Annotated in this window: 21 protein-coding genes; 7 read left to right on the forward strand and 14 right to left on the reverse strand. The window is 74.7% G+C overall.

What is annotated here, in order from left to right; genetic code table 11:
* Positions 1 to 12: 12 nt before the first annotated feature.
* From V6U88_RS01390 to V6U88_RS01405, 4 genes are read left to right on the forward strand one after another with little or no spacing between them, the layout of a single operon-like run.
* On the forward strand, positions 13 to 1,071 hold the full coding sequence (locus tag V6U88_RS01390; RefSeq protein ID WP_334449162.1) for an ABC transporter substrate-binding protein: 1,059 nt from the start codon (positions 13 to 15) through the stop codon (positions 1,069 to 1,071).
* Positions 1,068 to 1,847, forward strand: a complete 780-nt coding sequence (locus tag V6U88_RS01395; RefSeq protein ID WP_334449164.1) for an ABC transporter ATP-binding protein — start codon at positions 1,068 to 1,070, stop codon at positions 1,845 to 1,847. Before V6U88_RS01390 ends, V6U88_RS01395 begins: the two co-directional genes overlap by 4 nt.
* Complete coding sequence (locus tag V6U88_RS01400) at positions 1,837 to 2,721, forward strand: ABC transporter permease (RefSeq protein ID WP_334449165.1); 885 nt, start codon at positions 1,837 to 1,839, stop codon at positions 2,719 to 2,721. The genes V6U88_RS01395 and V6U88_RS01400 overlap by 11 nt, the downstream gene beginning before the upstream one ends.
* Position 2,722: 1 nt before the next feature.
* Complete coding sequence (locus tag V6U88_RS01405; protein WP_334449166.1) at positions 2,723 to 3,253, forward strand: RrF2 family transcriptional regulator; 531 nt, start codon at positions 2,723 to 2,725, stop codon at positions 3,251 to 3,253.
* A gap of 91 nt (positions 3,254 to 3,344) precedes the next feature.
* On the opposite strand, the gene V6U88_RS01410 is transcribed toward V6U88_RS01405, so the two are convergent.
* The 7 genes from V6U88_RS01410 to V6U88_RS01440 all read right to left on the reverse strand — a co-directional run bounded on the left by V6U88_RS01410 (position 3,345) and on the right by V6U88_RS01440 (position 14,445).
* Positions 3,345 to 3,545: a hypothetical protein gene (locus tag V6U88_RS01410; RefSeq protein ID WP_334449168.1), complete on the reverse strand. Its 201-nt coding sequence runs from the start codon at positions 3,543 to 3,545 to the stop codon at positions 3,345 to 3,347.
* Between the two features lie 276 nt (positions 3,546 to 3,821).
* Positions 3,822 to 5,126, reverse strand: a complete 1,305-nt coding sequence (locus V6U88_RS01415) for a DEAD/DEAH box helicase (RefSeq protein WP_334449169.1) — start codon at positions 5,124 to 5,126, stop codon at positions 3,822 to 3,824.
* A 224-nt stretch (positions 5,127 to 5,350) separates the two neighbouring features.
* On the reverse strand, positions 5,351 to 5,554 hold the full coding sequence (gene cspE / locus V6U88_RS01420; protein WP_007464836.1) for a transcription antiterminator/RNA stability regulator CspE: 204 nt from the start codon (positions 5,552 to 5,554) through the stop codon (positions 5,351 to 5,353).
* A gap of 205 nt (positions 5,555 to 5,759) precedes the next feature.
* A complete protein-coding gene (locus V6U88_RS01425) occupies positions 5,760 to 9,215 on the reverse strand; it encodes an ATP-dependent helicase (protein WP_334449170.1) in 3,456 nt (1,151 codons plus the stop codon).
* Between the two features lie 31 nt (positions 9,216 to 9,246).
* The gene (locus V6U88_RS01430; RefSeq protein ID WP_334449171.1) at positions 9,247 to 12,897 is read right to left on the reverse strand and encodes an ATP-dependent helicase; all 3,651 of its coding nucleotides are present in this window, start codon (positions 12,895 to 12,897) and stop codon (positions 9,247 to 9,249) included.
* Between the two features lie 111 nt (positions 12,898 to 13,008).
* Entirely contained in the window at positions 13,009 to 13,554 is a 546-nt protein-coding gene (locus V6U88_RS01435; RefSeq protein ID WP_334449173.1) for a TIGR00730 family Rossman fold protein, read from the reverse strand.
* Between the two features lie 3 nt (positions 13,555 to 13,557).
* Positions 13,558 to 14,445: a TIGR00730 family Rossman fold protein gene (locus V6U88_RS01440; protein WP_334449174.1), complete on the reverse strand. Its 888-nt coding sequence runs from the start codon at positions 14,443 to 14,445 to the stop codon at positions 13,558 to 13,560.
* Positions 14,446 to 14,600: 155 nt separating this feature from the next.
* On the opposite strand from V6U88_RS01440, the gene V6U88_RS01445 reads away from it, so the two are divergent.
* Entirely contained in the window at positions 14,601 to 14,759 is a 159-nt protein-coding gene (locus tag V6U88_RS01445) for a hypothetical protein (RefSeq protein WP_334449175.1), read from the forward strand.
* A gap of 172 nt (positions 14,760 to 14,931) precedes the next feature.
* On the opposite strand, the gene dapE is transcribed toward V6U88_RS01445, so the two are convergent.
* Entirely contained in the window at positions 14,932 to 16,002 is a 1,071-nt protein-coding gene (dapE, locus tag V6U88_RS01450) for a succinyl-diaminopimelate desuccinylase (protein WP_334449176.1), read from the reverse strand.
* Positions 16,003 to 16,082: 80 nt separating this feature from the next.
* On the opposite strand from dapE, the gene dapD reads away from it, so the two are divergent.
* Positions 16,083 to 17,042, forward strand: coding sequence for a 2,3,4,5-tetrahydropyridine-2,6-dicarboxylate N-succinyltransferase (gene dapD, locus V6U88_RS01455; protein ID WP_334449177.1), 960 nt, complete (start codon positions 16,083 to 16,085; stop codon positions 17,040 to 17,042).
* A gap of 81 nt (positions 17,043 to 17,123) precedes the next feature.
* Here dapD and V6U88_RS01460 read toward each other — a convergent pair whose 3' ends face one another.
* Complete coding sequence (locus tag V6U88_RS01460) at positions 17,124 to 20,510, reverse strand: S8 family serine peptidase (protein WP_442934550.1); 3,387 nt, start codon at positions 20,508 to 20,510, stop codon at positions 17,124 to 17,126.
* A gap of 111 nt (positions 20,511 to 20,621) precedes the next feature.
* Between V6U88_RS01460 and V6U88_RS01465 the strand changes: the two genes are divergently transcribed.
* Positions 20,622 to 21,179, forward strand: coding sequence for a sugar O-acetyltransferase (locus tag V6U88_RS01465; RefSeq protein ID WP_334449181.1), 558 nt, complete (start codon positions 20,622 to 20,624; stop codon positions 21,177 to 21,179).
* An 89-nt stretch (positions 21,180 to 21,268) separates the two neighbouring features.
* Here the strand turns inward: V6U88_RS01465 and V6U88_RS01470 are convergent, their stop codons facing one another.
* From V6U88_RS01470 to fdxA, 5 genes are read right to left on the reverse strand one after another with little or no spacing between them, the layout of a single operon-like run.
* On the reverse strand, positions 21,269 to 21,916 hold the full coding sequence (locus V6U88_RS01470) for a nucleoside/nucleotide kinase family protein (protein ID WP_334449183.1): 648 nt from the start codon (positions 21,914 to 21,916) through the stop codon (positions 21,269 to 21,271).
* Complete coding sequence (locus V6U88_RS01475) at positions 21,916 to 22,557, reverse strand: SIMPL domain-containing protein (protein WP_334449184.1); 642 nt, start codon at positions 22,555 to 22,557, stop codon at positions 21,916 to 21,918. The genes V6U88_RS01470 and V6U88_RS01475 overlap by 1 nt, the downstream gene beginning before the upstream one ends.
* A 4-nt stretch (positions 22,558 to 22,561) precedes the next feature.
* Positions 22,562 to 23,608 carry a prephenate dehydrogenase gene (locus V6U88_RS01480; protein WP_334449185.1) on the reverse strand — a complete coding sequence of 349 codons (1,047 nt, stop codon included), beginning with the start codon at positions 23,606 to 23,608 and terminating at the stop codon, positions 22,562 to 22,564.
* Between the two features lie 7 nt (positions 23,609 to 23,615).
* Entirely contained in the window at positions 23,616 to 24,731 is a 1,116-nt protein-coding gene (gene dapC / locus V6U88_RS01485) for a succinyldiaminopimelate transaminase (protein ID WP_334449872.1), read from the reverse strand.
* Positions 24,728 to 25,054, reverse strand: coding sequence for a ferredoxin (gene fdxA / locus V6U88_RS01490; protein ID WP_007464872.1), 327 nt, complete (start codon positions 25,052 to 25,054; stop codon positions 24,728 to 24,730). Before fdxA ends, dapC begins: the two co-directional genes overlap by 4 nt.
* Positions 25,055 to 25,112: the final 58 nt, after the last annotated feature.

A 25,112-nucleotide genomic window follows, 5' to 3' on the forward strand; every position in this document is an offset into this window, starting at 1 on the left:
ATTGGATGGACGATGAGACGGCTCCCCTTCCGTCGATTGGTCTCCCTCGCCACCCTCGCCGTGATCGGCGTGGCGACGGCGGGGACCACGGCGGCGTGCGGCGACGACAGCGAGGCCGGCGGCTCCGGCCCGGTCAGCCTGCGACTGGGCTACTTCCCCAACATCACCCACGCACCGGCGGTGGTCGGCGTCGAGAAGGGCATCTTCGCCCAGCAGCTCGGCACCGACGTCAAGCTGGAGACCAAGACCTTCAACGCCGGACCGGCCGCCATCGAGGCGGTCTTCTCCGGCGCGCTCGACGCGACGTACATCGGTCCGAACCCGACCGTGAACGCCTTCTCCAAGTCCAAGGGCGAGGCGGTCCGGGTGATCTCCGGTGCCGCCTCCGGCGGCGTGGCCCTGGTGGTGAAGCCGGAGATCACCTCGGTGGAGCAGCTGCGCGGCAAGAAGGTCGCCACCCCGCAGCTCGGCAACACCCAGGACGTCGCGCTGCGCTACTGGCTCAAGGAGAAGGGCCTGAAGACCACCAAGGAGGGTGGCGGCGACGTCACGGTGGTCCCCCAGGAGAACGCCCAGACGGTGGAGACCTTCGGCAGCGGCGCGATCGACGGCGCCTGGGTGCCCGAGCCGTTCGTCTCCCGACTGGTCAACGCCGGCGGCAAGGTGCTCGTCGACGAGCGCGACCTCTGGCCGGACCGGAAGTTCGTCATCACCAACCTGGTCGTCAGCACCAGGTTCCTCAAGGCCCACCCCGACGTGGTGAAGAAGCTGGTCGAGGGGCAGGTGGCCGCGAACGAGTTCGTCAACAGCAGGCCGGACGAGTCCCAGCAGGCCATCTCCGACCACATCGGCAAGATCACCGGCAAGCCGCTGGACGTCAAGCTGATCAAGCAGGCCTGGCCGACGTTGGAGTTCACCAACGACCCCATCGCCTCCTCCCTGAAGACCGGGCTCGACCACGCGGTCGCGGTGGAGCTGACCAAGCCGACCAGCCTGGACGGCCTCTACGACCTGAGGCACCTGAACGAGGTGCTCAAGACGCAGGGCAAGACCGAGGTCGCCCAGCCATGACGTCGACCACGACGGCGCCGGGGAGCGCGACCACCGCGGTCGCGCTCTCCGGGGTGACCAAGGTGTACGGGCGCGGGGCGAACGCCGTCCTCGCCCTCGACGGGGTGAGCCTCGACGTCGCGCCCGGCGAGTTCGTCTGCCTGGTCGGCGCCTCCGGCTGCGGCAAGAGCACCCTGCTCAACCTGGTGGCCGGGCTGGACCGGGCCAGCGGCGGGCGGATCGCGCTGGCCGGCGACGCGAGCCCGGGGTTGATGTTCCAGGAGGCGGCGCTCTTCCCGTGGCTGACCGTCGAGGCCAACGTCGAGGTGCCGCTGAAGCTGCGCGGGCTGCCCCGGGCCGAGCGGCGCGAGCGAGTGGCCGAGCTGCTGCGCACCGTCCACCTGGCCGAGTTCGGCCGCAAGCGGCCGCACGAGCTCTCCGGCGGGATGCGCCAGCGGGTCGCGCTGGCCCGCACCCTCGCCCTGGACACCCCAGTCCTGCTGATGGACGAGCCGTTCGGCGCGCTGGACGCGATGACCCGGGACATCCTGCACGACGAGCTGGAACGGATCTGGTCCGAGCGGAAGCTCTCCGTGCTGTTCGTGACCCACAACGTCCGGGAGGCGGCCCGGCTCGCCGACCGGATCATCCTGCTCAGCAGCCGACCCGGCCGGATCATCTGGTCGACCGAGGTGGACGTGCCCCGACCCCGGCGCATCGACTCCCCCGAGGTCGCGTCGATCGCCGCCGAGGTCACCGACCGACTTCGTACGGAGGTGGGCCGCCATGGCCGGTGACACCCTCACCGAGGCACCGCGGACCGACGCGGAGATCTCCGGACTGGACGCGCTGGAGATCGCCGGACGGGACAAGGAGGTCTCCCGGGGCGCCCGGCTCTGGGCGGCCACCTGGCCCAAGCTCGCCGCGCTGGCCCTGGCCATCGCCATCTGGCAGGTGGTGGTCTGGAGCGGCTGGAAGCCACCGTGGTCGCTGCCCGGGCCGGTGGTGGTGGGCGAGGAGCTGATCCGGCAGGCCAGCGGCGCCCAACTGTGGGAGGGCATCGCGATCACGCTGCGCCGGGCGGCCGTCGGGTACGTCTTCTCGGTCGCGGTGGGCCTGCTGGTCGGCCTCGCGGTGGCCCGGTCCCGGGTGCTCCGGGCGGCGATCGGCTCGATGATCACCGCCCTGCAGACCATGCCTTCCATCGCCTGGTTCCCCCTGGCGATCCTGCTGTTCGAGCTGAGCGAGAAGGCGATCTTCTTCGTGGTGGTGCTCGGGGCCGCGCCGTCCATCGCCAACGGCGTGATCAGCGGCGTCGACTACGTGCCGCCGCTGCTGCTGCGCGCCGGCCGCAACCTCGGCGCCCGGGGACTGAACCTCTACCGGTACGTCATCGCACCCGCCGCGCTGCCGGCCATCGTCGCCGGCCTGAAGCAGGGCTGGGCCTTCTCCTGGCGCAGCCTGATGGCCGGTGAGCTGCTGGTGGTCGGCATCTCGCAGACCTCGCTCGGCGCCCAGCTCACCTACGCCCGGGAGCTGGCGGACTCACCCTGGCTGCTCGCCACGATGATCGTGATCCTGATCGTCGGCCTGCTGGTCGACGCGGCCTTCGGCGCGGCGGACAAGGCGATCCGGCGCCGCTGGGGCGTACTGGACCAGGCCGGTCAGTGACGTGTACGTCTCCGCGCGCAGCGACTACGCGCTCCGGGCGATGCTCGCCGTCGCCGCCGCCTCCACCGGCGGCGGCGACGGCCCGGCCGGTGCCGGGTCCTCGACCGGCCCCGGGTCGGCGTCGCCGGACGGATCGGGGCCGACGGACGGGTCCGGTCCGGCGGGCGGGTCGGCCGGCGAGTTGGTCAAGGCGGCGGCCCTGGCCGAGAGCCAGGGCATCCCGCTCAACTTCCTGCAGGGCATCCTGCTCGACCTGCGCCGGGCCGGGCTGCTGCACAGTCACCGCGGGACCGAGGGCGGGTACGCGCTGCCCCGTCCCGCCGGGGAGATCAGCGTCGGGGACGTGCTGCGCGCGGTCGGCGGCTCGCTGACCACGGTGCGCGGCCTCCCGGCGGAGGACGCCGGCTATCACGGGGTGGCCACCGGGTTGCGGGACGTCTGGCTCGCCGTGCACGGCGCGATCGCCGTGGTGGTCGACCGGACCACGCTGGCCGACCTGCTGGTCCGTCGGGAACCCTCCGCCGTCGGGTGACGGCCGGTCGGTCCTCCCCCCGGAGCCCGACCGGCCACCCGGTCCCCGCGTGCCGGCCCCTCACCGGCCGCGGTACCACCCACCGCCCCGCCTAGCCGGCGGTCAACTCCACGGCCGGACCGGTCGAGCCGGCCGGGCTGCGCAGTTCCACCAGGCCGGCCGGGGCGGGCCGGCCCGACCTCGGGTGCCACGGCGCGAACGCCGCGACCATGGCGAGCACCAGCCCAGCACCCGCCACCGCCAACACCACCAGCAGCTCGCGCACCGCCCCCGAATCGGCGTCGCCCGCCATGGTCACCCCTCCCTGCCCGGCCGCCCCCGGCCGGGTCTTCCCCCCGGGGACAAGCTTCGACCAGGCACGGGCCTCGGGACAGTCGTCGATCGGACCCAACCGCCGCTGTTTGCCGACTCAGCCGGCCGGACGCTCACCCAGCGTGTCCACCCCGCCCCGCCATGTCAACGATCCTGGCTACCCGGCTCCCTCGACCGACTCCGCGCGTACCCCGGAAACGGCGCAACGGCCGCGCGCCGCCGACGGGCGGTGCGCGGCCGCTGCGGGCCGAAACGATCAGGCGGTACGCGGACGGCGCGGGCGCCGGGAACGACCGGAGGTGCGGTGCGGGGACCGCCCGCCCTCCGCGCCACCGTTGGCGGTATGGGCGGCCGGCGTCGGCTGCGGGGCGACGATGGTCACCGGCACACCGGACGGCTCCCGCGCACCGGTCACCCGGGCCAGCGCCTCGTCGCCGAGTCGTACCTGGGTGGACTGCGGCTTGATGCCGGCCACGCTCATCAGCCGGGAGACGTCCCGGCGCTGCTCCGGCAGGACCAGCGTGACCACGGTGCCGGACTCGCCCGCCCGGGCGGTACGACCGCCGCGGTGCAGGTAGTCCTTCGCCTCGGTCGGCGGGTCCACGTTGACCACCATGTCCAGCCCGTCGACGTGGATGCCCCGGGCCGCCACGTCGGTGGCGACCAGGGCGGTCACCTGGCCGGTGCGGAACTGCTCCAGGATCCGGGTGCGCTGCGGCTGGGACTTGCCGCCGTGCAGGGCCGCGGCGCGGACGCCCTTGGACAGCAGCTGGCGGGCCATCCGGTCGGCGCGGTGCTTGGTGGCCATGAACAGGATGGTGCGGCCCTCGCGGGCGGCGATCTGGGTGAGCGCGGCCGGCTTGTCGGCCGCGTCGACGTGCAGCACGTGGTGCGTCATCGCGGTCACCGTGGCGGTGCCCGGGTCGACCGAGTGCGAGACGGGGTTGCTCAGGAAGCGACGGACCAGCTTGTCCACGCCACCGTCGAGGGTGGCGGAGAAGAGCATCCGCTGGCCGTTGGGGGCGACCTGCTCCAGCAGCTTGGTGACCTGCGGCAGGAAGCCCATGTCGGCCATCTGGTCGGCCTCGTCGAGCACGGTGATGGCGACCTGGTCGAGGCGGGCGTCGCCCCGGTTGATCAGGTCGTGCAGCCGGCCCGGGGTGGCCACCACCACCTCGGCGCCGGAGCGCAGCGCGTCCGCCTGCCGCTGCAACGACAGGCCGCCGACCACGGTGGCGCAGCGCAGCCCGACCGCGCGGGCGTACGGGGCGAGCGCGGTGGTGACCTGCTGGGCCAGCTCACGGGTCGGCACCAGCACCAGCGCCAACGGGCGGCCGGGGCGGGCCCGCCGACCGGCGGTACGCGACAGCAGCGGGAGCCCGAAGGCGAGGGTCTTGCCGGAGCCGGTACGGCCCCGGCCGAGCACGTCCCGGCCGGCGAGCGAGTCCGGCAGGGTGGCCGTCTGGATCGGGAACGGCTCGGTGATGCCCTGCGCGGTCAGCTCGGTGAGCAGCGCCGGCGCCAGGCCGGTCGCGGCGAAGGTGGGAACGGTCATGGTCATGCGGAGAATGCCTTCCTCGACGCGGCACGTGTCGAGGGAGGGCACCGGTGAATCGGCGCTGTCGCCGGCGGAGTAGATCCGCCACGACTCACAAGCACGAACCGAAGGGGTACAGGCCGGTCCGCCGCAGCACGCCACCCCCGCCGGAGCGGGGGGCGGCGCGGCGGACCGGTCCCGTCACCACGCCCGGAGGGCGCGGAGGGTGTTACGGGTTGATCCGAGGATCAGAGCGGACGGATGTTCTCCGCCTGCGGGCCCTTCTGGCCCTGGGTCACCTCGAACTCGACCCGCTGGTTCTCGTCCAGGCTCCGGTAGCCGGAGGACTGGATCGCCGAGAAGTGGGCGAAGACGTCGGCGCCGCCGCCGTCCGGGGTGATGAAGCCGAAGCCCTTGTCAGCGTTGAACCACTTCACGGTGCCAATAGCCATGTGTTTCGTCTCCTTGACGGAACGTCGAACCCGCACTTGTTGCGGATTCGAAGAGGAGCGCCCCGCGCGGGAATGCGCGAATCGCCTGTCGCTTCTGGTCGCCCCGCCCGGAGAACTCCGGACACAACAAAGAGCGCCTGGGGCCACAATCCCGCCAGGCGCACACAGAGTCTCTGGTAACCAAAACTGCAACAAGACCAACCTATCACGGATTGCCGGGCGCGCCACCCCCCGCCGGAATTTCCGGTACGCCGGCGATGAGCGCGGTGAGCCCGTCGGCGTCGAGCAGGTCGGCCGGCCGCACCGTGACCTGGTCCCGCACGTAGTGGAAGGCGGCCCCGACCCGGTCGACCGGCACCCCGGCCAGCTCCGCCCAGGCCAGCCGGTAGACGGCCAGCTGCACCGCGGCCGCCTCGGCCTCCCGGCCCGAGGGCTGCCGGCCGGTCTTCCAGTCGACCACGTCGTACCGGCCGCCGGGGCGGGCGAAGACGGCGTCCATCCGGCCCCGCACCACCACCCCCGCCAGCACCGTGGCGAACGGCACCTCCACCTCCACCGGCACCCGCTCGGCCCACTCGCTGGCCAGGAAGCGCTCCTGCAACTCGGCCAACGCCTCGTCCGGCGCGGCGTCCGCGTCGGCCGCGCCGGGCAGTTCGTCCACGTCGAGCAGCCGGTCGGCGCCGAAGCGCTGCTCCAGCCAGGTGTGGAAGGCGGTGCCCCGCCGGGCGTACGGGTTGGGCTCGGTGGGCATCGGCCGGCGCAGCGTCCGGGCCAACGCCTCCGGGTCGCGGCGCAGCGCCACCAGCTGGGTGACGGACAGGTGCCCGGGCAGGGCGACCTCCACCGCCTCGGCCTGCCGGAGCAGCTCGGCCCGCTCGGCGAGGAGCAGGTCGGCCTCCCGCCGCCAGCGCGTCACCTCCGGATCGTCCACCTCGGTCGGCCGCACGTCACCCGGGGCCGACTCAGGCCGATCCTCACCCGGGGCCGGCTCAGCCTGATCCTCGGCCGGGGCCGAATCGCGGCGGGCGGCGTCGGGGTCGGCGAGGTACCGGCGGACCAGGGCGGCGGCTTCGGCCAGCGCGGGCCGGCGGGCGCCCAGCGGGTCCGCCGGCCACTCCGCCCGCAGCACCATCTCGGTGGTCGGGTTGACCGCGTCCCCAGCCGGCTCGGGCGCCCAGGCGTCGACCAGATGGCCGGACGTGTCGTCGAGGCACGCGTCGTACACCTCGCGGAGGAAGACCGAGGGGCCACGGAAGCGTTTGGTCCCCTCCCCCCACCAGTAGCCGGAGCAGAGCAGCAGCCGGCGCGGGCGGGTCACCGCCACGTACGCCAGCCGGCGTTCCTCCCGCTCGTCGTGCGCCCGCCAGGCGTCGGTGAAGTCCTCCACCGCCCGGGCCACCCCACGCTGGTCCTCAGCCCCGGCCAGCTCCAGCTCGGGCAGCCCGTCGGCGTCGCCGCGCAGCGGGAACGGCAGCACCCCGAGCCCGCCCAGCCAGTGGTCGGAGTTGCGCACCGGCCCCGGCCAGACTCCCCGGGTCAGCCCGGCCACCGCCACCACGTCCCACTCCAGACCCTTGGCGGCGTGCGCGGTGAGCACCTGCACGGCGCCCTCGACCACCTCGACCTCGCCGGGGCTCAGCCCGCGCTCCTCGTCCTCGGCGGCGGTGAGGTAGGCCAGGAACCCGGCGAGGGTGGCCCCCGGGGTCTCGCCGCTGAACCGGGCGGCGACGTCGCCCAGGGCGTCCAGGTGGCCGCGGGCCAGTCCGGCGTCGCCCGCGCCGTCCCGGCCGGCCCGGACCGCCACCTCCACGTCCAGGCCGATGGTCCGCTCGATGTCCGCGATCAGCTCCGGCAGGGTTTGGTCGAGCCGGTAGCGCAGCAGCGCCAGCTCCATCCCGTACGCGCGCAGCCGCGCGTACCCCTCGGCCGAGTACGCCTGCGCCGGCCCGAGGTCGGCCAGCGCCTCGACCAGCGTCGCCTCGTCCAGCACGTCCACCGCGATCTCCGGCCCGTCGTCGCCGGTGAGCCGGTGCCGGGCCCGCGCGATCGCCCGCGCCCGCCGGTGCAGCGCCACCAGGTCACGCGGCCCGATCCGCCAGCGCGCGCCGGTGAGCAGGCGCAGCAGCGCCGCCCCGTCGGTCGGGTCGGCGAGCACCCGCAGGGTGCAGACCACGTCGCGGACCTCGGGGGTGTCCAGCAGGCCGCCCAGACCGACCACCTCGACCGGCAGGCCGCGGGCGCGCAGGGCCGCCTCGATCGCCGGGATCTGGCTGCGCAGCCGGACCAGCACGGCGGTGGTGGGGCGCTGCGGCACCGGGATGTGCTCGGGCAGCGCCCCGGGCATCCCGGCGGCGCCCCGCCAGGCGGCGAGCACGCTGTCGGCGATCCAGTCCGCCTCGTCGGCGTACGTCTCCAGCAGCGCGCAGTGCACGGTGCCGGCGGCGTGGCCGCCGGGACTGCGGTGCGGGATCGGGTCCTTGACGCTCAGCGCCGCGCGCAGCTCGGGCACCCGGGCGCCGGCGGCGCGCAGCGGCAGGGAGAGCGCGTTGGCCACCCCGAGGATCTCCGGCCGGTTGCGCCAGCTCGTGGTGAGGCTCAGCACCTCGGCCGGGGTGCCGTCGGCGCGGGCGAACTCCGTCGGGAAGCGCTCCAGGGTGCCGGCGCTGGCCCCGCGCCAGCCGTAGATGGACTGGCAGGGGTCGCCGACCGCGGTGACCGGGTGGCCGCCGCCGAAGAGGGCGTTGAGGAGCACCACCTGGGCGTGGCTGGTGTCCTGGTACTCGTCGAGCAGCACCACCCGGAAGCGGTCCCGCTCGACCGCGCCCACCGCCGGGTGGTCGCGGGCCACCCGCGCGGCGCGGGCGAGCTGGTCGGCGAAGTCCATCGCCTCGAAGTCGTCCTTGCGCCGGGCGTACGCCCGCGCCAGCGGGAGCAGCTTGAGCCGAGTCTGCTGGAGCTGCAACGCCTTGCGCACGTCGGCGTAGACCCGGCCGGGGCGGGACTGCACGTCGGCGAAGAAACGGCCGGTCCAGGCGGCCAGCTCGTCCGGGTCGACCAGGTGCTCGTCCAGCTCCCCGGCCAGCGCCAGCACCGCGTCGGTGATGGTGCTGGGCATCCGGTCGACCTCGGACATGTCGCCGTCGTAGTTGCGCACCAGCAGGTCGACCAGTTGCCAGCGGGACGCCTCGGTGAGCAGCCGGGTGGTCGGCTCGTACCCGGCGCGCAGCCCGTGCTCGGTGACGATCCGGCCGGCGTACGAGTGGTAGGTGGAGACGGTCGGCTCGCCGGCGAGCGGGTCGTCCAGCGGGTCGCGCCCGCGCCGCCCCAGCCGCCGGACCAGCTGGTCGAGCCGGGTACGCACCCGGTGCGCCAGCTCACCGGCGGCCTTGCGGGTGAAGGTGAGGCCGAGGATCTGCTCCGGCCGGACGTAGGAGTTGGCGACCAGCCAGACCACCCGGGCGGCCATCGTCTCGGTCTTGCCCGATCCGGCGCCCGCGACCACCAGCAGCGGTGTCACCGGCGCGGCGATGATCGCCGCCTGCTCCCGGGTCGGGGCCGGCAGCCGGAGCAGCTTCGCCAGCTCGACCGGGGTGTAGCGGGGCCCGGCGTCGGCGGCCCGGGGTGCCGGGGCGGCGGTGCTGAACAGGGTCGGCTGGGTCACTGTTCCGCCTTGATTCGCGGGGCTCGCACGCTCACGGGTGGTCCTCCGGAGTGCGGGTCGTCGGCGGCTCGACGACCTGACGCCCCTGCCCGGAGACCGGGCAGCTGGTCCGCACCGGGCAGACCCGGCACTTCGAGTTGGCGACGGCGGCGAAGGTGGCGGCGGCCATCGTATCGGCGGTGCGCCGGACCAGGGCGGTGGCCCAGCCGGCCTCCGGGCCCTCCCCGGCGGCGGCCTGGGCCTGCTCCTTGGCGTCCTTCGCCCCGGTGCCGAGCTGCACCAGCGCGGCGCCGCCGGACTCCTCGCCGAACTCGGCGAACGCCCCCGCCTCCACCGCCGCCTGGTACGCCCCGAGCTGCGGGTGCTCGGCGACCTCCCGCTCGGTGACCGCCGTCGACTTGCCGGTCTTCAGGTCGATCACCACCAGCCGGCCGTCGGCGTCGACCTCCAGCCGGTCCACCCGGCCGGTCAGCTCGACCGGGCGGGCCGGGTCGTCGAGGCGGACCGCGAACTCGTGCTCGATGGCGAGCAGCCGGCGCGGGTTGCCGGCGAGCCAGCGCAGCAGCTTGTCCACCATGGCCTCGGCGCGGGACCGTTCCGGGCCGACCATCCACCGGGCGGCCAGCTCGATCGCGTCGAACCGCGCGGCCACGTACTCCAGCAGGGCGGTGCGGTCGGCGCTGGCGTCCTCGGCGAGCATCGCGGCGGCGTGCACCAGGTTGCCGACGCCCTGCGCGGCGCTGGCCGGGCCGCTGCCACCGTGCCGTTCGAGCAGCCAGCGCAGGCTGCACCGCAGCGCGCTCTCCATCGCCGACGGGGTGACCCGGACCGGCTCGCCCTCGTCGACCAGCGGCCGGTCGTCGGAGAGGCCGCGCAGCCCCCACCAGTCGTCCGGGTGGGCACCGGGGATGCCGGCGGCGGCGAGGCGGGCCAGCTCGGCCGCCGCCGCGCGCCGCCGGGCGAGCGGCGCCGCCGGGTCGGTGACCGCGGTACGCAGCTCCGCGACCAGCGCGGAGAGGGTGAGCGCCCGGGGCGGACGCCCGACCGGCAGCTCCCCCGGCCGGTAGGGCTCGTCGCCGTCCACCGCCGCCGACACGGTGCCACCGGACCGCTCCGCTGCCACCAAGCCGGCCGGGGCGGCGCCGTCCTCCAGCCGGTCGGTCGGGCCGGTCACTGCCGCCCGGTCGCCGGACTGCTCCGGCGCCCCGGCGGTCGCTGGGTCTTCGTCGCCCCGTCGGTCCGGTGGCGGGCCGGGCGGCGTCGGGCCGGGGGCGGGGCCGCCCGCCCCGGTCGCGGGTGACTCGGTGACGCCCAGCTCGTGCAGGAAGCGGCTGGGCTGTTCCTCGTGGTCGTCGCCGCCGACCGCCGCCGAGGCGACCGCGGTGACCAGCAGCCGGCGCCGGGCCCGGGTCACCGCGACGTGGAAGAGCCGGCGCTCCTCGTCGAGCAGGGCCGAGGTCTGGCCGACCAGGCTGGCCCGGGTGCCGGCGCCGTCGGCCCGGCCGGCGAGCACGTCGACCAGCCGCTCGGAGCCGAGCAGGCTGCCGCGCAGCCGCAGGTCGGGCCAGATCCCCTCCTGGACCCCGGCGACGGCGACCAGGTCCCACTCCAGGCCCTTCGCCGCGTGGGCGGTGAGCAGCCGGACCGCCTCGCCCCGGTCCGCGCTGGCGGCCAGGGTGTCGGCCGGCAGGTCCTGGCCGAGGACGTGGTCGAGGAAGACCTCGGTACGCGCGCCGGGCAGCCGGTCGGTGAAGCGGGCGGCGGCGTCGAAGAGCACCATCACCGCGTCCAGGTCGCGGTCGGCGGCTTCGGCCCGCCAGCGTTGCGCGGTCTCGTGCTCGCCGGTCGCTGCCCGGCCCCGGTTGATCGCCCCGGCCCAGCGTTCGGCGAGCCCGCTGGCCCGCCACACCGCCCAGAGCACGTCCTCGGCGGTGGCGCCGGGGGTGGCCGCCGCGGCCCGCGCGGTGGCGAGCAGTTCGGCCACCGTACGGGCCGGCTCGACCCAGCGCCGGTCGATCCCGGCCAGCTCCGCCGGGTCGCGCAGCGCCTCGACGATCAGCTCGCCGGAGGGGCGGCGGTCGCCGGCGGCCAGCGCGAGCGCGCGCAGCCCCTGGCGCAGCCGCCGCTCGGCGAGCGGGTCGGCGCCGCCCAGCGGCGAGTGGAGCAGGGCGACGGCGGTCTCCTCGTCCAGCCGGTCCGGCTCCAGCGCGCAGCGCAGCAGGAGCAGCAGCGGCGCCACCGCGGGTTGCAGGTGCAGGGGCAGATCCTCGCCGTGCACCACGGTCGGCACCCCGGCGGTGTGCAGGGCGCGGCGCAGCGACGGCAGGTGCAGGTGGGTCGAGCGGACCAGCACCGCCATCCGCGACCAGGGCACCCCGTCGAGCAGGTGCGCCGAGCGCAGCGCGTGGGCGAGCCAGGCCGACTCGCTGGTGCCGGAGCGGAACGTGCGCACCTGCACGGTGCCGGCGGGCGCGTCGGGCAGCGGGTGCAGCGCCCGGTGCGCGGCCGGGCCGCGCAGCCGCCGGGCCAGCCGCCCGGTGGCGGCCAGCAGCCCCGCCCCAGCGCGGTACGACGTGGTCAGCACGACCTGCGCGGCCGGCGCCCCGGAGGCCGTGCGGAACCGGTGCGGGAAGCTGTGCACCACGGCCGGGTCGGCGCCCCGGAAGGCGTACGTGGAGGAGTCCGGGTCGGCGAAGGCGACCAGGGACTTGCCGCCGCCGGCGATGACGGCGAGCAGGTCGTGCTGGGCGGGGTCGGTGTCGGCCAGCTCGTCGACGTAGACGTGGGCCAGCCGGCGTCGCTCGGCCGCCAGCAGCTCCGGGTCGTCGAGCAGCATCCCGGTGGCGGCCCGGACCAGCTCCGCCGGGTCGTACGCGATCGAGCCGCGGTTGCCGACGTCGCGCAGGGCGAGGACGGCGACGTACTCGCGCAGGAAGCGGGCGGCGGCCGGCCAGTCGGCGCGGCCCAGCTTCTCGCCGAGCCGGGCCAGCTCGACCGGCCCGACGCCGCGCTCGGCGGCCCGCATCAGCAGGTCGCGCAGCTGCCCGGCGAAGGCCCGGGTACGCAGGGCGGGGCGCAGGTCCTCCGGCCAGCCGACCGGGTCGTCGCCGGGCTCCTCACCCACCACGTCGAGCAGTTCGCGGATGATCAGATCCTGCTCGGGGCCGGTGAGCAGCCGGGGGGACGGTTCGCCCCGCTCGGCGGCGGCCCGGCGGAGCAGCCCGAAGGCGTACGCGGGGAAGGTGCGCACCAGCGGCTCGCGGACCACGCGGTGGCCGGCCCCGGCGATCCGCGCCTCGATCCGGTGACGCAGGTCGGTGGCCTGCCGCCGGGCGAAGGTGAGCACCAGGATCCGCTCGGGGTCGACCCCCTCGGCCACCCGGGCGGTGACCGCCTCGACCAGGGTGCTGGTCTTACCGGTGCCGGGGCCGCCGACGACCAGCATCGGCCCGTCGGTGTGGCCGACGATCTCCGCCTGGAGCGGGTCGGTCAGCCGGGTGCCGGGATGCGCGCCATCGCCCGCCGACCCCTCGGACCGCGGCTCCCCCTCGACGCCCGCGCCCGCCCGGCCGTGCCCCTGGATCGATCCGCCGGCTGGACGGTCCCCCCGAACCGCCGCGGCGGACCGCTCCTCCCCCGGGCCCGGTCCGGCAGGCCGACGCACCAGCCGGTACCCCTGCACCCCCACATCCCACCACGCCGGTACGACACCAGCCCGCCCCCACCCCCGGCCCGACCTCGTCGATCATGACGTCGTCGGGCCCGGGCGGTGATCAGGCCATGATCGATGAGGTCAGCTCAGGCGGGACTCGATGGCGTCGAGGGCGGCGGGAACGGTGTCGGCGACCAGCAGGAGGTCGAGGCCGGCCGGCTTGAGAAAAGTCTGGTCGGCGAGGGTGGCCAGCCAGTCCAGCATCGGGCGGTAGAAGCCGTCGGTGTCGACCAGCACCATCGGCTTGGCGTGCAGGGCCAGCGTGGCGGTGGTCCAGACCTCGAAGAGCTCGTCCAGGGTGCCCAGCCCGCCCGGCAGGGTGAGGAAGGCGTCCGACTTGTCGACCATCAGCGTCTTGCGGCTGGCCATGCCGTCGGTGACCAGCAGTTCGTCGGAGGCCAGGTCGGCCACCTCCAGGTCGACCAGCGCCTGCGGGATCACCCCGATGGTGCGGCCGCCGGCCGCCCGCGCACCGTCGGCCAGGGCGCCCATCATCCCGACGCAGCCGCCGCCGCTGACCAGCGTGTGTCCGCGCCGGGCCAGCTCCGCGCCCGTCTCGGCCGCCAACTCCAGCCAGCGCCGGTCGAGGGTACGGGAGGAGGCGCAGAAGACGCAGATCGCCGCCACGACTCAGCCCTTCCGGCCCGCGCCCGACCCGCTCGGGCCGGCCGGTCCGCCGCTGCCCGTGCTGTCCGTGGCGGCCTGCCGGTCGGCGGCGCCCCGCGCGACGGCCTCCTCGCGTACGGCCTCCTGCTCGGCGGAGAGGGCGGCCTCCGCCTCGACGATGTGCTGGACGGCGGCGTCCACGTCGTCGGTGAGGCAGATCAGCTCCAGGTCGACCGGCCCGATCTTGCCCTCGGCGGCCATGCTGTCCCGCAGCCAGTCCAGCAGCCCCCGCCAGTACGCGCTGCCCATCAGCACCACCGGGAACCGGGTGACCTTGCCGGTCTGCACCAGGGTGAGCGCCTCGAAGAGCTCGTCCATGGTGCCGAAGCCGCCGGGCAGCACCACGAACGCCTGGGCGTACTTGACGAACATGGTCTTGCGGGCGAAGAAGTACCGGAAGTCGATGGCCAGGTCGACCCAGTCGTTGATCCCCTGCTCGAAGGGGAGTTCGATGCCGAGCCCGACGGAGAGCCCACCGGCGTCGCTGGCTCCCCGGTTGGCCGCCTCCATCACGCCCGGCCCGCCTCCGGTGATCACGGCGTAGCCGGCGCGGGCCAGGGCGGCCCCGAGCTCCCGGGCCAGCGCGTACTCGGGGCTGTCCGGGGTGCTGCGGGCGGAGCCGAAGACGCTGACGGCGGGCGGCAGGTCGGCCAGGGTGTCGAAGCCCTCCACGAACTCGGAGAGGATCCGCAGTGCGCGCCAGGCGTCCTTGGTCTTCCAGTCGCCCCGGCCCCGGGAGTCGAGCAGCCGCTGGTCGGCGGTGCTGGTCGGGATCGCGCCGCGGCGCAGCGTGACCGCGCCCCGGTGCCGCTCCGGATCGCGGCCCGGCTGCCGCCCGTTGCTCTGGCTCATGGGAGCAACCGTAGTGGAGCGGCACCGGCCGGGTGCGGTGCCAGGCGAGCCGGAGAAAAAGTTCGCGATCTTGGGCAACTAATTCTGTCGCTCGCACGTCTTACTATTCACATACCGGGTATGCCCCGGCGCGCGCCTTCGGGGGAGGAGCAAGCGTGATCAACAACAACGAGCGGATGCGGATCCGCCGGCAGATGCAGCGGCGCATCCGGGACGTGGTGGCCGAGCGCCGCCGCGCCCGACAGCTGGAGTCCCCGGCGGCACCGTCCGCCGACGCCGGCACCACCGACACTCCCGCCCTGACCACGGCCTGACGACCCACCGCCGCGCCCACGGCCCCGAGCCCCGGGCGCACCCGCCGGCCCCGCCGGCCGACCCGTGGTGATCAAGAGGTTTGTGTCTCCCTGAAGCGTCCTTCGAGACGCAAACCTCTTGATCACCGAGCGCGCCGGACCGGCCGAGCCGAGCCGGGGCCGGGTGCGGGGGTCAGGCGGCGAGCCAGCGGTGCAGGGTCGCGGCGCCGTCGCGGATCTTGGTGATCTCGACGTGCTCGTCCTTGTGGTGGGCCAGGTTGGGATCGCCGGGGCCGAAGTTCAGCGCCGGGATGCCCATCGCCGCGAACCGGGCCACGTCCGTCCAGCCCAGCTTGCCGATCGGCGCGGCCCCGACGGCGGCGAGGAACTCCTGCGCCGCCGGCGACTCCAGCCCGGGCGCCGCGCCCGCCGCCGCGTCGGTCACCGTCAGGTCGAAGCCGGCGAAGACCTCCCGCAGGTGCGCCTCGGCGCCCGCCGGGTCACGGTCCGGGGCGTACCGGTAGTTGATTTCGATCTCGCAGTGGTCCGGGATGACGTTGCCGGCCACCCCGCCGGTGATCCGGACGGCGTTCAGCCCCTCCCGGTAGTCGCAGCCCTCGATGGTGACCCGCCGGCCCTCGTACGCCCCCAGCCGACGCAGCACCTCGCCCGCACCGTGGATGGCGTTCACGCCGTGCCAGGAGCGGGCGGCGTGGGCGCGCTCGCCGCGGGTGGTGACGACCGCCCGCATGGTGCCCTGGCAGCCGGCCTCGACGATCCCGTACGTCGGCTCCAGCAGCACCGCGAAGTCGGCCTCCAGCCACTCCGGGTGCGCCTGGGCGACCAGGGTGAGCCCGTTGTACCGCGACTCGATCTCCTCGGCCTCGTAGAAGAAGTACGTCACGTCGTAGCGGGGGTCGGGCAGCGTCACCGCCAGGTGCAGCGCGAACGCCACGCCGGACTTCATGTCCGAGGTGCCGCAGCCGTACATCAGGTCGCCGCGCATCGTGGACGGGAAGTTGTCGTTCAGCGGCACCGTGTCCAGGTGGCCGGCGAGCACCACCCGGGACGCCCGGCCCAGGTCGGTACGGGCCATCACCGTGTTGTTGTGCCGGAACGTGGCCAGGTGCGGCACGCCCCGCAGCACCTCCTCGACGCAGTCGGCGATGGCCTTCTCGTTGAGGGAGACGGACTCTATGTCGACCAGGGCACGGGTCAGCGCCACCGGATCAGCCAAGACCTCGGGGGTCAGCGGGTTCTCCATGCTGGGCACGGTACCGTCAAATTCGGTGTGCGCGGAGAGTGCGCCCGCGTGCCCCGCAGCCGCTAACGAGAGGTGTAACAGTGACGTCCGCAGTACCCGCCTGGGGCATCGGCCTGGCCACCGTCACCGCTGACGACCAGGTGCTCGACACCTGGTACCCGACCGGCAAGCTCGGACTCGGCGAGCTGCCGCTGGTCCCCGGCGAGGACCAGGCCGACGTGCTCGACCTGCCGCCGGGCGCGATTGGCGAGCGGGCGCTGCCGGGTCTGCGTACGGTCGAGGTGACCACGGTGATCGGCTCGCTGGACGACCCGATCAAGGACGCCGCCGACGCGTACCTCCGGTTGCACCTGCTCTCCCACCGCCTGGTGCGGCCCAACGAGCTCAACCTCGACGGCATCTTCGGCAAGCTGGCGAACGTGGCCTGGACCTCGGCCGGGCCGTGCCCGCCGGAGCGGGTCGACGAGTTGCGGGTGATCGAGCGGGCCGCCGGCCGCCACCTCGCGGTGTACGGGCTGGACAAGTTCCCCCGGATGACCGACTACGTGGTCCCCTCCGGCGTGCGGATCGCCGACGCGGACCGGGTCCGGCTCGGCGCGCACCTGGCCGCCGGCACCACCGTGATGCACGAGGGCTTCGTCAACTTCAACGCCGGCACGCTGGGCACCTCCATGGTCGAGGGGCGCATCGTGCAGGGCGTGCTGGTCGGTGACGGCTCCGACATCGGCGGCGGCGCGTCGATCATGGGCACCCTCTCCGGCGGCGGCACCGAGAAGGTCAGCATCGGCGAGCGGAGCCTGATCGGCGCCAACGCCGGCGTCGGCATCTCGCTCGGCGACGACTGCGTGGTCGAGGCGGGCTGCTACATCACCGCCGCCTCGAAGATCAGCCTGCCCGACGGGCGGGTGGTGAAGGCCCGCGAGCTCTCCGGCGTGGACGGGCTGCTCTTCTGGCGCAACTCGGTCACCGGGGCGCTGGAGGCGAAGCAGCGCGCCGGCAAGGGCATCGAGCTGAACGCCGCGCTGCACGCCAACGACTGACGGAGTCGGGGCCGGGGCGAACCGCCCCGACCCCGACCGGCGTCCGGGCCCGCGGCGGTGAGACCGCGGGCCCGGCCCTGATCACCGCAGGCGGTAAGCCTGGACGATCCGCTGGGTCACCGTGTTGCCGGCGGTGTCCCGGGCGGTCGCCCGCAGGGACACGTGACCGGGGCCGGCCGGGTGCCGCAGCAGCGCGGCCCAGCCCTTGCCGGGCACCTTGAGCACGGCGGCCTTGTGCCAGGTCTTCCCGCCGTCGTACGAGGCGTCGACGGTCAGCTTCTCCACCCCGGCTGCCGGTGCCCCGGGCTGCCGCTGCACCTGCACCGGCACGGCGAAGAGGCGGTCGGCCGGCGCGCTGTTGTCGACCCGCAGCGGCGGGGCGAAACGCACCGCCATCAGCGGCAGCCGGGCCGGGGTCTCACCGGCGACGTGACCGGACCGGAAGGTCCACGTCGACTCCACCTCGGTGCTCAGGTCGGTGAAGCTGCGGGTGGCCGAGACGGTCAGCTTGTAGTCGGCCGCCGCGCGCGGCACCGTGAACTCGCCGTAGCCGGCGTACTCGGTCTCGCCGACCAGCTTCCCGTTGCGCCACAGGGCGGTCCGGGCGGTGTCGGTGATCGACCCGCCGGGGTGCCCGGCGGCGTCACTGTGCACCGGCAGGCCGACGAAGATGAGGTCACCGGTGCGGGTGACGCTCTCCTCCGGCCAGCGCGGGGCCGGGAAGGACGGCCCGTACGGGGCCTGGTTCCAGGTCTCGCGGACCGTCCGCCCCGCCTTGTAGGCGGTTGGCACGGAGAAGAGCGCCGCCTTCGGTTCCAGCCAGCCGTCCTCGCCGACCACCCCGAAGTCGATCTCGGACTCCCACCGCACGCCCCTGGTGTTGTAGTGCTCCACCCGCTCCCCGGGCACCTCGGTCGGCAGGATGATCGCCGAGGCGCCGGTGTTGTACTCCAGCACCGGGATGACGATCCGCTCGGCGGTCATCCCCGGGTAGCCGCCCCGGAACCGGTGCACCACGGTGGCCAGGTCACCCTTGCGGTAGTGCCGGACGAAGCCGGTGGGCATCCGACCGGGGATGGCCTCGCTCAGCGCGTACAGGTAGGGGCTGTTCGCCGCCTCCCGGTCGGCCCACTGGCTGCTGACCGTCGAGACGAACCGGTCGGCGGAGACCGGGCTGCCGAGCTGGGCGGTGGTCAGGCCGGCGAAGCTGTCGGCCCAGAGCCCGAAGTTGTAGATGCCCTCGTCGCCGAAGAAGACCGCGCTGACGTCGATCAGCAGCGGCGCCGCGTCCGGCTTCGGGACCGTGGTCAGGACCGGCTTGCCCCGCCGAGCGTCCACCGTGAGCGTCAGGTCGCGGTCGACGGTCAGCTCGGGCTGAGCCAACATGGTGAGCCCGCCGGCTTCGCCCTCGGGGGCGGGCTCGAAGATGAGCGCGCTCAGGCCGTAGCGCCCCTTGGGCAGCCGCACCTGGGCCACGCCGTCCGGGTCGTAGGCGTCCCGGATGTCGAAGCGGTCCAGCCCGGCCAGGCTGGTGTAGTAGTCGCCCGTCGTCTTGCCGGACCGGTCCAGGTGGGTCAGCGTCAGGGTGTAGCTCTCCACCTCCCGGTTCACCGCCACCGGGGTCACCGCGACGGTGGCGCCGGAGCGGGCCACGACCCGGCCGGTCCAGTAGCCGTCGACCTCACCGAGCCGGGTGTCGGCGGTGACGGTGGTCTCCGCCCGGCCGCCTGCCGGCACGGTCACCCGCGTCGCGCCGAGGCGGAACATGCCGGCCGGCGCCGGCCGGTTACCCGGACCGGTGACCTCGACGGTGAGGTCCAGGGTGACCGGGTTCGGGCCGGCGTTGCGCCAGGCCACCGTGCGGGTGATCGGCGCGTCGTCGCCGTGCGGCCAGAGCGCGCGGCCGAAGGAGACGCTCACCGGGTCGCTGGTCACCTGCTGGCCGATCGCGCGGGTCAGGTCGACCCGGCCGGCTCCCTGCTCGTACGCGCTCTGCGCCGGGTGCGGCTTCGCCGCGGCCATCAGGGCCGACTTGAACTGGCCGGCCTTCCAGTCCGGGTGCTGCTGGGCCAGCAGCGCCACCGAGCCGGCCACGTGCGGGGTGGCCATCGAGGTGCCGGAGAGCGCGACGTACTTCTCCCCCACCGGGTCGCCGATGACGCCGTCGGCGGCGCGGGCGGCGACGATGTCGACGCCGGGCGCGGTGATGTCGGGCTTGATCGCGTCGTCGCCGACCCGGGGCCCGCGGCTGGAGAAGTCGGCGAGCTGGTCGTCGCGGTCCACCGCGCCGACGGCGAGCGCGGCGTCGGCGCTGGCCGGCGAGCCGACGGAGCCGTCGGCACCGGCGTTGCCGGCGGCGGTGACGAAGAGGGTGCCGGTCTCGGCGGTCAGCGTCTGCACCGCCTCCTCCAGCGGGTCGACCTCCGGGGAGTCCCAGCCGCTGAGGCTCATGTTGACCACGGCGGCCCGCTTGTCGACGGCGGCCCACTGCATGCCGGCCAGGATGGCCGAGTCGCTGCAGCCGATGTCCTCGCAGACCTTGCCGCTGAGCAGCGTGGCGTCCGGGGCCACGCCCTTGTACTTCCCGCCCGACGCGGCGCCGCTGCCGGCGATGGTCGAGGCGACGTGGGTGCCGTGGCCGACGGTGTCCCGGTCGTCGGTGACCTCGGTGAAGTTGCGCGACTCGGCCACCTTGCCGGTCAGGTCCGGGTGGGCCGCGTCGACGCCGGTGTCCAGCACCGCGACGGTGACGCCCTTGCCGGTGAAGCCGGCCGACCACGCGGTGGGCGCCCCGATCTGGGGAACGCTGTGGTCCAGGGTGACCCGACGCCGGCCGTCGAGCCAGATCCGCTCGACGCCCCCCGCCGCGCCGAGCCGGGTGCCGGTGGAGCCGGTGGTGACCGCCGCCCACACGTCGTTGGCGGTGGACTTGCCGGCGGTCAGGGCCGCGCCGCGGATCGCCGGCAGGTCCCGGGTCACCCGGGTGCCGGGCAGCGCGGCCACGCCGCGCCGGGCCTCGCCCGAGGCGTACGACACCAGCAGCGGCAGGTCGTCGCGGCGGGCGTCGTCGTAGCCGGCGGAGATCAGCTCGGTGACGTCGAAGAGCCGACGGTCCACCTTGCCGGAGCGGACGAGCGGCAGGGCGTCCTGTGGCACCACGGTGAGGTGGCCGCGCTCCCGGCGTACCACGAATCGCACGTCACCCCGGCCGGCGGCGGGCCGGACGGCGGCGTCGCCGGAGGCGGTGACGGTGACCCGGTCCCCGGTGAGCAGGGTGACGCTGGTCGACGCTCCGGTCGCCGTCGGCGGTGTCCCGGCGGGGCGGGCTGCCCGGGCCGGATCGGCCGGGGCCGGCGCGGCGGCCGATGCGGTGGCCGGGGTGCCGAGCGCCAGGCCGAGCACGAGACCGAGCGCGACGGTTTTTCTTCGGGATCGGTGCAACGGATCCTCCTCGTGAAGCGTCCTCATAGACGGGAGTCACATTGACAGGGAACAGAATACATACCGGGTATGTAAAATGAAGTCCGGAATATGACGGTCCCGGCACTCGGGGCGGGCCCGGCCAGGGATGATCGGCCGGTGACGTCCATGAGGGAACGGATGCTCGCCGGCGAGCCGTACATCGCCAACGAGCCCGAGATCATCGCCGACCTCGACCGCGCGGCCCAGCTGATGGAGCGTTTCAACACCAGCGCCGCCACCGACCCGCAGGGGCGCTTGGCCGCGCTGCGTGAGCTGCTCGGCTCGCTCGGCGAGGACACCTGGGTGCGCCCGCCGTTCTACTGCGACTACGGCTGGCAGATCCACCTCGGGCCGCGCTGCTTCGTGAACTTCAACGCGGTCTTCCTCGACGTCGCCCGGATCACCATCGGTGCCGACGTCCAGATCGGACCGAACGTGCAGCTGCTCACCCCCACCCACCCGGTCGAGCCGGGGCCCCGCCGGGACAAGTGGGAGGCCGCGGCACCGATCACCATCGGCGACAACGTCTGGCTCGGCGGCGGGGCCATCGTGCTCGCCGGGGTCACCGTCGGCGCGAACACCGTGGTCGGCGCCGGTGCCGTGGTGACGAAGGACCTGCCACCCAACGTGGTCGCCGTCGGTAACCCCGCCCGACCGGTACGCACCCTGGAGTAGCCGCCGAGCTGCTGAAACCGCGGTTCGGAGGGTGGGCGGAACCGGGCGTCAGGGGTGCACTCGCCCGGCTGCTGCTGCGGAGGGTCCCGTCACCCCGGCAGCGGGTCGGTCAGGCGTACCACCAGGTCGGCGTGGTGTGCGGTGCCGCGGACCAGGGCGGCGTTGGCCTCGTCGCTGCCGTGCGCCCAGGCCGCCGCCTGCTCCGGCGTCCGCCCGTACGCCTCGTGCCGGGCGACCAGCCGGCGCAGCCGCGACTCGGCGTCCAGGTCGAGGAACCACGTCTCGTGCAGCAGCTGCCGCACCTCGTCCCACGGCGGGTCGGTGAGCAGCAGGTAGTTGCCCTCGGTCACCACCAGCCGCACCGAGGGCGGCACCTCGATCGCCCCGGCCACCGGCTCCTCCAGGTCCCGGCGGAACAGCGGCGCGTAGACCGCGGTCGGTTCCAGCCGGCGCAGGCGGCGCAGCAGCGAGACGTACCCGTTGGCGTCGAAGGTGTCCATCGCCCCCTTGCGCGCGGCCCGGCCCAACCGCTCCAGCTCCGCCTGGGCCAGGTGGAAGCCGTCCATCGGCACCAGCCGGGCGCTCGGGCCGACGGCCGCGACGATCCGCTCGGCGAGGGTGGACTTGCCCGCCCCGGGCGCGCCGGCGATGCCGAGCAGCTGCCGGGGACCGGCCTCGGCCAGGGCCCGGGCCCGGGCCAGCAGGTCGTCGAGCGGAAGCGCGGTGGCCTCGGTCATCAGGGCAGGACCGGGTCGCTGATCCGGAACCGGGCCCGCACCACGGCGTGCACGGTCTGCGGCTGCGGGTCCAACTCCAGCTCGGGCGGCGCGCCCTTCTCCATACGGGAGAACGCGGCGCCGGTCGCCATCGGGGCGAACCCGTCGTCGGCGTCGGCCAGCTCCAGCAGGGCGGTCAGCCGGGAGCCCAGCGCGTCGGCGTACTCCCGGGCACGGTGCAGCGCGTCGGCGATGGCGGCGTGCCGGGCCTCCCGGTGGGCCGGGCTGTCCGGCCGCAGCGACCACCAGGGACCGGCCACCTCGACCTGCTCCTGGTCGGCCAGGCGCAGCATCAGCTCGGCGAGGACGGTGAAGTCGGTGACGGTGACGGCGGTGGTGACGCTGCCGTGGTAGCCGACCACCCGCTCGCCGGAGCGGTTCGTCTCGGGGCGTACCCGAAGGTCACCGGCCTCTCGGCGGTCGAGAGCGGCGGCGTGCTCGTCGAGCAGCACCCGTACGGCGGCGGCCCGCTCGGCGAGCCGGGTCAGGGTGACCTCGCGGTCCCGCTCGCGGGCCGTCGCGGTCACCTGGAAGCGGGCCAGCTCGGGCGCGACCTCCCGGTACGCCTCGCCTCGCACCGCCACGACCGGTCCGTCCGTCACGCCCTCACCCTAGCGGCGGGGTCGGTGGGCCGCCCGATTCCACGACCAACCGGCGGGCCGAGTACTCGACCTCGTCGCCGGTCGTCCGGCACCCGTCGAGGTGGCCGCCGGCCGCGCCCAGCTCGTGCAGGAAGCGCAGCTCCGCGTCCCCGTCGCCGGCCAGCGGGAAGACCTGCCGCAGCTCGACCGTGGCCCGGCCGGCCAGCGCGGACCGCGCGTTGGTGCCCTCGGCGTGCCGGGCGGTGAGCGCGGCCCGGTCGTCGGCGCGCAGCGCGGCGGCCAACTCGTCCAGGAAGGAGGTGACCGAACTCAGCGCGACCAGCACCTCCGCCCGGTTGGAGAGCAGCATGTTCGCCGTCCGCTCCGGCGGCGTACCGGCGACCCGGGTGCCGTCGCGGAAGCTGCCCGCGGCGAGGCCGAGGACCGCGTCGCGCAGCGGGGAGCGCTCGGCCGCGCCGGCGAGGGCGCCGGCGAGCAGGTGCGGCACGTGCGAGGCGAGCGCGACGACCGCGTCGTGCCGGTCGGCCGCCATCGGCACCACCCGGGCGGCGAACACCTCCATGACCAGCACGGTGAGCCGGCGGAAGGCGGCCAGGCCGCGCCCCGGGGCGGGGCAGAGCACCCACGCGGCGTCGTCGAAGAGCCCCGGCACCGCGGCGGTGAGGCCGGCCCGGTCGGTGCCGGCCATCGGGTGACCGGGGACGAACCGGTGGGTCAGCCCCCGCGCGGCGGCGAACGCGGCCAGCTCCGCCTTGGTGCTGCCGACGTCGGTCAGCAGGCAGTCCTCGCCAGTCACCGCGGCCACCTCCACCAGGGTCTGCGGCAGGGTGGGCAGCGGCCCGCAGAGGAAGACCACGTCCCGGTCGGCCACCGCGTCGACCAGCCGCTCCGGCATGGGTACGCCGACCCGCCGGGCCTGCCGCCGGGTCGCCTCGTCCGGGTCCCAGCCGGCCACGTCCAGCCCGGCGGCGTGCAGCCGGAGCAGCACCGAACCGCCGATCAGCCCGGTGCCGACCACCGCCGCCCGGAGCACCCCGCCGGCCCCGCCCATCGGCGCCTCAGGCCTGCGCGAGCCGGGCGGCGACCGCGGCGACGTGCGCGTCGGACTCGGTCAGCGCGGCCCGGACGTGCTGGGCGCCGCCGGGGCCGTAGAAGACGCCGGCGGCGACCAGGATGCCCCGGCGGGCCAGCCAGTCGACCGTGTCCCAGCAGTCCTCGCCCCGGGTCATCCACAGGTAGAGCCCGGCCTCGGAATGCTCCACCGTGAAGCCGGCGCCGGTGAACGCGGCGAACAGCGTCTCCCGCCGGGCCCGGTAGCGTTCCCGCTGCTCGTCGGCGTGCGCCTGGTCGGAGAGCGCGGCCACCATGGCGGCCTGCACCGGCGCGGGCACGATCATGCCGGCGTGCTTACGGATCTTGAGCAGCTCGGCGACCAGCGCCGGGTCACCGGCGACGAAGCCGGCCCGGTAGCCGGCCAGGTTGGAGCGCTTGGAGAGCGAGTGCACCGCCAGCACCGAGTCGTACGAGCCGCCGCAGACCTCGGGCGAGAGCACCGAGACCGGCTCGGCGTCGGCCGTCCAGCCCAGCGGCAGGTAGCACTCGTCGCTGGCCACCACGGCGCCCCGCTCGCGGGCCCAGTCGACCACCTTGCGCAGGTGGGCGGCGGGCAGCACCCGACCGGTCGGGTTGCCGGGCGAGTTGACCCAGACCAGGCGTACCCGGGAGGTCGGGCCGACGGCGGTCAGCGAGTCGGCGCGTACGGTCGTGGCACCGGCCAGCCGGACCCCGTCCTCGTACGTCGGGTAGGCGATCGACGGCACCACGACCACGTCACCGGGGCCGATGCCGAGCAGCGTGGGCAGCCAGGCGACCAGTTCCTTGGAGCCGATCGTGGGGAGCACCCCGAGCCCGTCCACGCCCGCCCCGCAGGACCGCGCCACCCAGGCCGCGATGGCGTCCCGCAGCGCGGGGGTGCCGGCGGTCAGGGGGTAGCCCGGCGCGTCGGACGCGTCCGCCAGCGCCTGCCGGATCACCGGGGGCACCGGGTCGACCGGCGTGCCCATCGAGAGGTTGATCAGACCGTCCGGGTGCGCCGCGGCCAGGGTGGCCGCGGCGTCCAGCGTGTCCCAGGTGAACTCGGGCAGCCGCGACGAGACCGGCGCGGGCCGGTTCAGTGGCCCTCTCCGCGCGGCGGCTGGGCGGCGACGAAGGTGGCGTCCTTCTCCACCTTGCCGATCTTCGACGCGCCACCCGGGGAGCCCAGGTCCTCGAAGAACTCGTAGTTGGCCCCGGTGTAGTCCTTCCACTGCTCCGGGACGTCGTCCTCGTAGAAGATGGCTTCGACCGGGCAGACCGGCTCACAGGCACCACAGTCGACGCACTCGTCGGGGTGGATGTAGAGCATCCGATTGCCCTCGTAAATGCAGTCGACCGGGCACTCCTCGATGCATGCCTTGTCGAGCACATCCACGCACGGCTCGGCGATGATGTAGGTCACCGGTCTTCTCCTCCGCAGACTCGCCGCGATCACCCGCGACGGTAAGAGCCTAGTATCT

Source organism: Micromonospora sp. CPCC 205739 (assembly GCF_036906795.1).
Classification (GTDB): Bacteria; Actinomycetota; Actinomycetes; order Mycobacteriales; family Micromonosporaceae; genus Micromonospora.

Coding starts and splice junctions, on each gene's coding strand:
- V6U88_RS01390 (WP_334449162.1), top strand. CDS start 13: ATGAGACGGCTCCCCTTCCGTCGATTGGTCTCCCTCGCCACCCTCGCC.
- V6U88_RS01395 (WP_334449164.1), top strand. CDS start 1,068: ATGACGTCGACCACGACGGCGCCGGGGAGCGCGACCACCGCGGTCGCG.
- V6U88_RS01400 (WP_334449165.1), top strand. CDS start 1,837: ATGGCCGGTGACACCCTCACCGAGGCACCGCGGACCGACGCGGAGATC.
- V6U88_RS01410 (WP_334449168.1), bottom strand. CDS start 3,545: ATGGCGGGCGACGCCGATTCGGGGGCGGTGCGCGAGCTGCTGGTGGTG.
- V6U88_RS01415 (WP_334449169.1), bottom strand. CDS start 5,126: ATGACCATGACCGTTCCCACCTTCGCCGCGACCGGCCTGGCGCCGGCG.
- cspE (WP_007464836.1), bottom strand. CDS start 5,554: ATGGCTATTGGCACCGTGAAGTGGTTCAACGCTGACAAGGGCTTCGGC.
- V6U88_RS01440 (WP_334449174.1), bottom strand. CDS start 14,445: ATGAGCCAGAGCAACGGGCGGCAGCCGGGCCGCGATCCGGAGCGGCAC.
- dapE (WP_334449176.1), bottom strand. CDS start 16,002: ATGGAGAACCCGCTGACCCCCGAGGTCTTGGCTGATCCGGTGGCGCTG.
- V6U88_RS01460 (WP_442934550.1), bottom strand. CDS start 20,510: ATGAGGACGCTTCACGAGGAGGATCCGTTGCACCGATCCCGAAGAAAA.
- V6U88_RS01470 (WP_334449183.1), bottom strand. CDS start 21,916: ATGACCGAGGCCACCGCGCTTCCGCTCGACGACCTGCTGGCCCGGGCC.
- V6U88_RS01480 (WP_334449185.1), bottom strand. CDS start 23,608: ATGGGCGGGGCCGGCGGGGTGCTCCGGGCGGCGGTGGTCGGCACCGGG.